The organism is Variovorax sp. 01T439_2, from assembly GCF_056398445.1.
The window spans coordinates 1-1,475 of sequence record NZ_JBFTPJ010001191.1; the positions used below are offsets into that span (position 1 = coordinate 1).

The window sequence follows — 1,475 nt, forward strand, 5'->3', positions numbered from 1 at the left end:
GGAGATAGGTGGGCTGCTTGGTGTGAGCTACACCGCCGCCAGGGACGCGGTTCGGCGGGAGATTGCCTTCCGCCGCTGACCGAAATTTTTAACGTACAACACTAAAATCTTGCAATGCTGGACGACCGTGCCAAGTTGCTCCTCAAGACGCTGGTTGAGCGTTATATCGCCGAAGGCCAACCGGTCGGGTCGCGGACTTTGTCGCGCGCCCCGGGCCTTGACCTGTCTCCCGCGACCATCCGAAACGTCATGTCCGACCTCGAGGGTTTGGGGCTGATCACCAGCCCGCACACCTCGGCCGGACGCATTCCCACCGCGCGCGGCTACCGGCTGTTTGTCGACACCATGCTCACCGCCCAGCGCGAGCACATGAACGCGCCGAGCCACCTGCCCCCTGACCAGCCGCAGAAGGTGATTGCCAACGCGGCCAACCTGCTGTCCAACCTGTCGCAGTTCGTCGGCGTGGTCATGACGCCGCGGCGCGCCTCGGTCTTCAAGCAGATCGAGTTCCTGCGGCTCTCGGACCGGCGGCTGCTGGTGATCATCGTCTCGCCCGACGGCGACGTGCAGAACCGCGTGATCTTTCCGGAAGCCGATTACACGCAGTCGCAGCTGGTGGAAGCATCGAACTACATCAATGCCCACTACGCGGGCCTGACCATCGAGCAGGTGCGCGACCGCCTGCAGTCCGAGGTCGAAAAACTGCGCGGCGAAATTGCCGCGCTGATGCAGGCGGCGGTCAAGGTCAGCTCCGAGGTGCTCACCGAGGCGCAGGAAGACGACGTGGTGATCTCCGGCGAGCGCAACCTGCTTTCCGTCACCGATTTTTCGAGCGACATGGGGCAGCTGCGCCGTGCCTTCGAGCTGTTCGAGCAGAAGGCGCAGCTGATGCGGCTGCTCGACGTGTCGAGCAAGGCAGAGGGCGTGCGCATCTTCATCGGCGGCGAAAGCCAGGTGGTGCCGATCGAGGAGCTTTCCATCGTCAGCGCCAACTATGAAGTCGACGGGCAGGTGGTGGGCACGCTGGGCGTGATCGGCCCCACCCGCATGCCGTACGAGCGCATGATCCAGATCGTGGACATCACCTCGCGGCTGGTCAGCAATGCGCTGAGCCACCGCAAGTGAGCGACGCCGCGAATAGAATCGTGGCCTCTCGTGGGCCGTTAGCTCAGTTGGTTAGAGCAGCGGACTCATAATCCGTTGGTCGATGGTTCAAGCCCATCACGGCCTACCAATTGCATTCATTTCTGAGCTTGGTCCGCCAGGGGCCAAAAATGGATGCTATAATCGATAGCTGTGCGGCTGTAGCTCAGTTGGATAGAGTACTTGGCTACGAACCAAGGGGTCGTGGGTTCAATTCCTGCCAGCCGCACCACTCTTTGAAGGGTTAGGACATTACGTGTCCTAACCCTTTTTCTTTTGCGCGGCTCTCTGCGGAATATTTTTCCGTTCAACGAGATCACGGGCAATGTTCC

Annotated in this window: 1 protein-coding gene and 2 tRNA genes; all 3 read left to right on the forward strand. The window is 61.1% G+C overall.

The window, feature by feature from the left end:
• Window positions 1-114 precede the first annotated feature (114 nt).
• The 3 genes from hrcA to AC1DOC_RS33395 all read left to right on the forward strand — a co-directional run bounded on the left by hrcA (window position 115) and on the right by AC1DOC_RS33395 (window position 1,375).
• On the forward strand, window positions 115-1,125 hold the full coding sequence (gene hrcA, locus AC1DOC_RS33385) for a heat-inducible transcriptional repressor HrcA (protein WP_015867105.1): 1,011 nt from the start codon (window positions 115-117) through the stop codon (window positions 1,123-1,125).
• Between the two features lie 32 nt (window positions 1,126-1,157).
• Window positions 1,158-1,234 (forward strand) — tRNA-Ile (locus AC1DOC_RS33390).
• A gap of 64 nt (window positions 1,235-1,298) precedes the next feature.
• A tRNA-Arg gene (locus AC1DOC_RS33395) sits at window positions 1,299-1,375 on the forward strand.
• The last annotated feature ends 100 nt before the right edge of the window (window positions 1,376-1,475 follow it).

What these genes read in the sequence shown, in the direction of transcription:
- hrcA (WP_015867105.1), top strand. Translation starts at nt 115, where the DNA reads ATGCTGGACGACCGTGCCAAGTTGCTCCTCAAGACGCTGGTTGAGCGT.